7 protein-coding genes are annotated in these 6,871 nt (G+C 64.5%); 4 read left to right on the forward strand and 3 right to left on the reverse strand.

All coding sequences use genetic code 11. The annotated features are described in order from the left end of the window. The first annotated feature begins 9 nt into the window (after window positions 1–9). From QZY48_RS19420 to cas2e, 4 genes are read left to right on the forward strand one after another with little or no spacing between them, the layout of a single operon-like run. Window positions 10–1,212 (forward strand): ABC-three component system protein, encoded by a 1,203-nt coding sequence (locus QZY48_RS19420; protein WP_295434278.1) that lies wholly within the window; start codon window positions 10–12, stop codon window positions 1,210–1,212. Next, on the forward strand, window positions 1,209–1,709 hold the full coding sequence (locus QZY48_RS19425) for a three component ABC system middle component (RefSeq protein WP_295434279.1): 501 nt from the start codon (window positions 1,209–1,211) through the stop codon (window positions 1,707–1,709). The genes QZY48_RS19420 and QZY48_RS19425 overlap by 4 nt, the downstream gene beginning before the upstream one ends. After that, window positions 1,706–3,703 (forward strand): DUF3732 domain-containing protein, encoded by a 1,998-nt coding sequence (locus QZY48_RS19430; protein ID WP_295434281.1) that lies wholly within the window; start codon window positions 1,706–1,708, stop codon window positions 3,701–3,703. The genes QZY48_RS19425 and QZY48_RS19430 overlap by 4 nt, the downstream gene beginning before the upstream one ends. Then, window positions 3,684–3,983: a type I-E CRISPR-associated endoribonuclease Cas2e gene (gene cas2e, locus QZY48_RS19435; RefSeq protein ID WP_295434283.1), complete on the forward strand. Its 300-nt coding sequence runs from the start codon at window positions 3,684–3,686 to the stop codon at window positions 3,981–3,983. The genes QZY48_RS19430 and cas2e overlap by 20 nt, the downstream gene beginning before the upstream one ends. A gap of 630 nt (window positions 3,984–4,613) precedes the next feature. Here the strand turns inward: cas2e and QZY48_RS19440 are convergent. The 3 genes from QZY48_RS19440 to QZY48_RS19450 form a co-directional block, all read right to left on the reverse strand. Beyond that, entirely contained in the window at window positions 4,614–4,991 is a 378-nt protein-coding gene (locus QZY48_RS19440; RefSeq protein WP_295434285.1) for a hypothetical protein, read from the reverse strand. Window positions 4,992–5,243: 252 nt separating this feature from the next. Beyond that, a complete protein-coding gene (locus QZY48_RS19445) occupies window positions 5,244–6,305 on the reverse strand; it encodes a V-type ATPase subunit (protein ID WP_295434287.1) in 1,062 nt (353 codons plus the stop codon). Continuing rightward, a complete protein-coding gene (locus tag QZY48_RS19450; RefSeq protein WP_295434289.1) occupies window positions 6,305–6,622 on the reverse strand; it encodes an ATPase in 318 nt (105 codons plus the stop codon). Before QZY48_RS19450 ends, QZY48_RS19445 begins: the two co-directional genes overlap by 1 nt. Window positions 6,623–6,871 lie beyond the last annotated feature (249 nt).

Raw genomic sequence — 6,871 nt, forward strand, 5'->3', positions numbered from 1 at the left:
AGCATCCCAATGTCGCAACAGGGATCGCCGCCCGATTTCTCCGCCGCTGATTCGGCGCTGGGCTACCTCTATCAAGCCCGCCTCGCGCTGCTACTGGCGCTGCGGCGTCTTGCCCGGGACGAAACCTTCGCCGTTTACCTCGAAACGCTGGACGACGTGGTGTTCGAGACCTCCGGCACTGCCCCGGAGCTGCTTCAACTCAAGCACCATTGCGGGCGCGCCGCGAACCTCACCAACGCCAGTCCCGACCTGTGGAAGAGCCTGCGGGTCTGGATCGAAGGCCGCGAGTCGGGCCGCATCCCGGGGGACGCCCAACTCGTCCTGGTGACGACCAGCCCCGCCGCTACTGGGTCAGTGGCGGTCTGGCTGGGCGCCGATGGGCGGGATGAAGAGGCTGCCCTTCACCGCATGGAGCAGGTGGCCGCCACGTCCGTCAACGACACGAATCAGCCAGCCTACCGTTGCTTCTCGGCACTCTCGGCCGATGCCAGACGTGCGCTGCTCGCATCGGTCACGGTCCTCACCAGGTCGCCGGACATCGGTGCCGTCGGCGACGAGTTGAAGACGGAGGCCCGGCTGATCGTGCGCCGCGAGCATCTCGATCCCTTTCTGAGTCGCCTTGAAGGATGGTGGTATCGGTGCGTGGTGCACCAGCTCAGAGAGGCTGCGAAGCCGCCGATCCTGAGCCCGGACCTGGAGGCCCAGATCGACGACCTACGGGAGCAATTTCATCGCGCCGCGCTGCCTGTCGACCAGGACATCCTCGATATGGAGGCGAGCGCGGAGGTCTACCGGGAATCCGTCTTTGTCCGCCAGGCTGAGTTGGCCGGCATCGGCCCTAGACGCATCCTCGCGGCCATTCGCGACTATTACCGTGCCTTCACACAGCGGTCTCGGTGGCTGCGGGAGGACCTGTTACTGGTCGGGGAGCTCAGCAGCTACGAGCAATTGCTGCGAGAGGAATGGGATCTCCAGTTCGCTCGCGCGGTCGATGCACTCGGGGAGGATGCTGCCGAGGCGTCCAAGACTGCTGCGGCCCAGGCCATATACGCCTGGGTCGAGACCAGCCTGTACCCGATCCGTCCGCAGGTTCGCCACCCGAGCATGACGCGCGGCTCTTTTCACATCCTGGCGGATGATCTGCGCGTCGGATGGCATCCGGAATTCATGGATCGGCTTGTGCAGGTGCTTGAGCCCGGGAAGGTCCGGTGAGCCTCCGGCCATGGTCGCAACGCCCGGTCGAGGAGGCGCGGCTTCTCAACCCCGCATTCCTCGCGGTCCTGACTTGGGCCTGTGCGAGAGGATACGGCGAGGATGACGGCAACGGCGTTCCGTTCCCGCTGCTGTTCGTGGCACTGCCCGTGGTACTTCATAAGGCGACCCGGCAAGATCTGCCGCGGACGGTGAGCACTCCGCTCGCGGCATGGCTTGCGGACCGTCCTGAGGTTCAGGTCCGCTTCGCCGAACGGGCACTGGCATTGGTCCCCCTGGTCAAGGAAGGCATCCTGTTCGGCACCAACGGGCAGTTGCTCCAGATGTCATCTCCCCGGATTCTGGCAGCGTCCAGGCCGCGGGCCATGACCGGGTTTCTAAAGGAGGCGACCGCGGAAGTCGCCGAGTGTGTGAAGAAGACCGAGTTTGTCGGCAAATGGTTCGCCCATTCAGGCGAGTACAGCACTGTGATGGCACTGTGGGGCATGACGCCGTGAGCATTCAACTCCTCGATATCGTCCTGTATTCGACGCGCGGCAAGCGCCGCGTGTTGCCCTTCCGGCCGGGGGCATTGAACATCGTCACCGGTGATTCAAAGACCGGTAAGTCCGCCCTGATAGCCATTGTGGACTATTGCCTGGGCAGTTCCGTCTGCGCGGTGCCCGAGGGAGAGATCCGAAACACGGTTGCCTGGTATGCAATCCGGCTGACCGACGGATCTGCCGAGCACTTCGTCGCGCGCCGTGCTCCGGACCCCGGGCGAGCCACAACCACGGACGCGTATTACAGCCTGGGGTCGACCGTGCCGATCCCCGAGGCGAAGGATCTGGCGGTCACCACCAACATCGACGCGGTGGTGGATCGATTGACGAACGTAGTCGGCATCGCGCTGAACCTTCACGAGCCGCCCGAAGGCCAGACACGGGAACCGCTGACCGCGAAGCTCCGCGATGCCCTGGCCTTCGTGTTTCAGCCGCAGAATGAGATCAGCCAGCCAGCCTTCCTGTTTCATCAGCAGAGCAACCACTGGGTGGCACAACGCATCAAGGATAGCCTGCCCTACTTCCTCGGCGCGGTCGAGGATGACCATGTCGCCGCGAAGGCGAGGCTCAAAGACTTGCGCCGCCGACTGCGGGAGCAAGAACGAGCACTCGGGCGGGCGCAGGCCGTCGCAGGTGAGGGCGTCGGCGGGGCGGCTGCACTGTTGGCCGAAGCTCGGGATGTCGGCATCCTTCCACCGGACGAGTCGCCCCAGTCCTGGGCGGCGGCGGTCGATGCGCTGACAAGCGCGGCGAGCGCGTCCCCAGTGGAGCAACTCGCCCGCGCCGAGCAGAGCCCCGGGCACGCAGAGCTTGAACGACTCAACGAGGACTACGGGCGGCTGCGTCGGCGGCTCCAGCGCGAGACGGATGACCTTGGCGCCATGAAAGCGCTCGTCGCCGACGAGAGCGGGTTCGCGGGCGAGGTGCAGCAGCAGGTATCGCGACTCGCCAGTTTGCAGCTCTTGGCACCCCACGGCGAATCCCGATGCCCGCTCTGCGATCAGGCGATCGGCGAGCGCGTGCCCGCGTTCGAGGAACTCAGTGCCGAGCTACGACGGGCATCCGGGCGCTTGGAGCGAGTGGTGCGCCACACCCCCGGTCTGGAGGCATTGGTCGTCGAGCAGGAGGGCAGAATCTCAGAAACCCGGCGAGTCTTGCAGGAGAATCGGTCCGCGCGCGAGGCCGTGCGACGGGTCGATGAGACCCTGGCGACAACGCACGATGCCGCCACCTTGAGGGCGCATACCCTTGGGCGGATCAGCTTGTTTCTCGAAACCCTCCCCCAGGTTGTGGACTCTTCGGGGCTCAGGGCGGAGATCGCGCGTCTTCAGCGAGAGGTCAAACGGCTCGAAACCGAACTGAGCGACGAGGGGGTTCAAGAGCGATTGGATTCCATCCTCTCGGTCATTTCCCGCAACCTGACGGAGTGGGCAACCCGGCTTGAGCTTGAGCACCGGGGAAACCCGTTTCGACTCGACCTGCGGCGATTGCAGTTGGTCGCCGATACTACGGACTCCGGACCGATTCCAATGGACCGCATGGGGAGCGGCGCCAATTGGGTCGGCTGCCATTTGATGGCACACTTGGCACTGCACTCCTGGTTCGTGAGAAAGGCAAGGCCGGTTCCTCGGTTCCTGTTTCTTGATCAACCGTCGCAGGTGTATTTCCCTGCCGAGCGCGATATCGAAGGGGCCATTGATGCAAAGGCGGACGAGGACCGTCTGGCCGTCTTGCGCATGTTCGAGCTGATGCGCGACGTGGTAGCGGAGCTGAGTCCGGGATTGCAAATCATCGTGACCGAACACGCGGACTTCAAAGAGGAGTGGTATCAGCAAGCGGTGGTCGAGCGCTGGCGCAATGGTGCGGCGCTTATCCCGGAGGCTTGGTCTTCGCGCTCTGATTCAAGCCCTGAAGGCGAGCGCATCGCTGATGCTGGTCAGCGTTACTGAAAACGTCCCGCCCCGGCTGCGCGGACGCCTGGCGGTCTGGCTGCTGGAGATCCGCGCCGGGGTCTACCTGGGCGACCCGTCCAAGCGCCTGCGGGAATTCATCTGGGAGCAGGTCACGGAAGGCGTGGAGGACGGCAACGCCGTCATGGCCTGGAACACCAACACGGAATCCGGGTACGATTTTGAAACCATCGGCACGAACCGGCGGATTCCGGTAGACTTCGACGGCCTGCGATTGGTGAGCTTTCTGCCCCCGGACAACCCTAAAAAAGCTCCTTAACAATCAGAAACTGACCCTATTGATATGCGAACACATTCGGTATATTTTTCCTGCTCGAAATTTCCGAATTAAATCAGATAGAAGTGAGCAGTGTGTGTTCCCCGTGCCCACGGGGATGAACCGCCGACCGCGGGGGCATAACCGGCGGCCAGGATGTGTGTTCCCCGCGCCCGCGGGGATGAACCGGTTATCGATGCCTATCTCGGGACCCTTTTCGGGTGTTCCCCGCGCCCGCGGGGATGAACCGTCTCCGGCAACGGCATCAGCTATAAATCCGAAGTGTTCCCCGCGCCCGCGGTGATGGCCCTTGATCGTCGTTCCGGCCGCTCCGGGCCGGAGTCCAAGGCTTCAGCCATGGATGTACAGGGCCAAGGCTGAAGCCTTGGACTCCCAAAGGTGGTCGCTGCCCGGAACGATGATCAAGGCCGGGCGCGGCCTTTATCATGACTGCGGCTACGCATCCCCGCGGCAACCCGTCGCGGCTGGGGGGCCGCTCCTACGGTGCAGGGGCGGCCCCCGGCCGCGACGGATATCACCCGCGAGGCGGTGCAGACCAGTCAGTCATCGAAGCGGCTGGATGCCTGGCGGATCACTAATACGGGGCGTCGCTTGGCGCCGGAGAGATCGGTGTCATCGCGGCGGCTTTTTGTCGCAATCGCAGCGCATGAAGACCGTGGCGCCGCTGACGTCACTGTCGTTGCAACCCAGGCCGCGCATGCAGCCGCGCAGGATGTCATCGGCCTTCGCCCATTGGCTGCCATTCTTTGCGGCGCAGCCGGCCGGACAACAGTTTTCTTCCACGTCCCAGGACGCACAGGCCGCCAGGGCCGGCGGCGGGCCAAAAACCACCCGCGTCGTCGCCAGTTCGTCGAGGCCATCCCCGGGTGCGCGGGTCACACGCACCTGGGTGTGGGAGTCAAGGATCACCGTTTCCTTCAGCGCGACGCCGGTGACGGCAACCACGCTGCCGATCAGCGCAAGGGCGACAAATTTGATCAGAGGCCGCATGGCTATCTCCTCGCATGTTGATGAACTGACGAGTCGCTCGTGGCACCTTAGGAACGGTTTACTGATAAGTCAAACAAGTCCATTAGGGAATGCTCTTAGCACCGTTGTCGTTGTCGTTGTCGTAGTCGCAATCGAAATCGTAACGCCCTGGATTCTCTCGCACCCCAAAATGCATCGCTTCTCCGATTACGACAACGACAACGACAACGACAACGATTGTGTTTAACTTGTTCTTGACTCGTTACTTAGCGTTCAGGTCGCCGCGGCCCCCGCCCAGGGACAGGTCGGTTCGGCGACCTCCAGGGCGATGTCCACCACCTCCGCGGAGAGGTTCAGGAGCCGTCCCTGGACCAGGGCGAACAGGAAAAAGAGATCCATCTCGCGCAGCATCAGGTAGGCCAGGGCGCGCGCCACCCCGGATTGGCTCTGGTGCAGCAGCCGCCGCGCCTCGTGCGCCCGGTAGCGGCTCATGCGCCGCTGCACGTCGATGACCGTGGTGCAGTCGGCCTGCAGGGTGTCGAGCGGCGGCGGCAGGGCCGCCAGCACCCCGGCGAAGGTCTCGATGTTGACCAGTGCCAGGAGCCGCTCGCGGTGCAGCAGGCGCATCGACGGCACCAGCTGGTAGAAGGTCTCGGAGGGTGAGAGCTGGTAGGAAAAGCGAAAGCGCAGCAGCCACAGCAGGGCCACCCGGTCCAGTTCGGCGCCGATCAACTGTTGCAGGGGGTGCAGGTCGGCGTCGTGGAACTGCAGGAGGCCGCGCGCGAGCCGGGTGTAATAGCGCTGATCGATGGCGGCCTCCAGGGCGAAGGGGTCGCGCCGCTGCTCGTAGACCTCGCGCGCCTGGCGGGCGATCAGGCGCAAGGGCCCGGCCTCGAGTTGGCGCAGCAGTTCCAGGACATTCTCGGCGCGCAGCATCTCCTCGTCGGGCAGGGCGATGATGGCCGGCAGCTCGAACAGGCTGTCGCGGATTGCCTGCTGGTCCAGGTCATAGAGCTTGCCGCGGATCAGGGTCTTGAGATTGAACAGGGCATATTTGCGCCCCCAGGCGACCACGATGGCGCGCGCGGGCGCGCTCATGGGCCGCACCAGGACCTGCAACTCGGCGAGCAGCACCTGGATCAGGGACTGTTCGATCGCGCGACCGCGCACCCGGGCGCTCTGCTGCTCGTCGAGCAGCGCCGCCAGTCCGAAGCGTGCGGCCAGTTCCGGCAGCTGCAGTTGGGACAGTTGCCCGATGGTGTCCGGATCGAACAGGCGCGTCGCCATCACCGACACGCGGGTGTTCAGATAGGCCTGGTCGGCGGCGTTGCTCATCAGCGGTGCGGGTCGATCAGGATCGCGAAGGCGGCCTCCAGGGCCTGCTCCTCGCGCTGCTCGGCCTGGTCGCGCAACTGCACATGGCGCTCGTCGTAGCGGCGGCGCAGTTCGGCGATGTTCTGCTCGGCGCGCTCCTGCGCCTTGGCGACGAAGGAGCGGTGCAGTTCCGGGAGGCGCCCGGTGAAGCGCTCGTTCTCCGCCTTGGCGTCCGTGAGCGCCGTCTGGATGATGCGGTCCTGCTCCTCTTCGGCCAGACTCGCGATCTTCTCCGCCTGCAGCTCGGCGGCCAGCAGGCGTTGCAGTGTGTCTTCCATCGGGGATACCTCGCGCGTTCGTTTGGGCCCTGCATACCTTACGACAAGCACCGGCGGATTGCGCGGGTTGTCGCGGGTGCGATCAGAACTGATGTGTTGACGCCGATCCCGTAGGGTACGCATCGCGTACCCACCGAGCCGCGGCAACCTCTGGGGCCGGGTACGCGATGCGTACCCTACAGCGACCGGACCTTCTCACGCACCGGGCATCGTTGTCGTTGTCGTTGTCGTAATCGAACAATCCGATCA

This window comes from uncultured Thiodictyon sp., from assembly GCF_903828115.1.
In the GTDB taxonomy this organism is placed as follows: domain Bacteria; phylum Pseudomonadota; class Gammaproteobacteria; order Chromatiales; family Chromatiaceae; genus Thiodictyon.

Bases quoted from the DNA above. Each gene is read 5' to 3' on its own strand.
- QZY48_RS19420 (WP_295434278.1), top strand. From the start codon at position 10: ATGTCGCAACAGGGATCGCCGCCCGATTTCTCCGCCGCTGATTCGGCG.
- cas2e (WP_295434283.1), top strand. From the start codon at position 3,684: ATGCTGGTCAGCGTTACTGAAAACGTCCCGCCCCGGCTGCGCGGACGC.
- QZY48_RS19440 (WP_295434285.1), bottom strand. From the start codon at position 4,991: ATGCGGCCTCTGATCAAATTTGTCGCCCTTGCGCTGATCGGCAGCGTG.
- QZY48_RS19445 (WP_295434287.1), bottom strand. From the start codon at position 6,305: ATGAGCAACGCCGCCGACCAGGCCTATCTGAACACCCGCGTGTCGGTG.
- QZY48_RS19450 (WP_295434289.1), bottom strand. From the start codon at position 6,622: ATGGAAGACACACTGCAACGCCTGCTGGCCGCCGAGCTGCAGGCGGAG.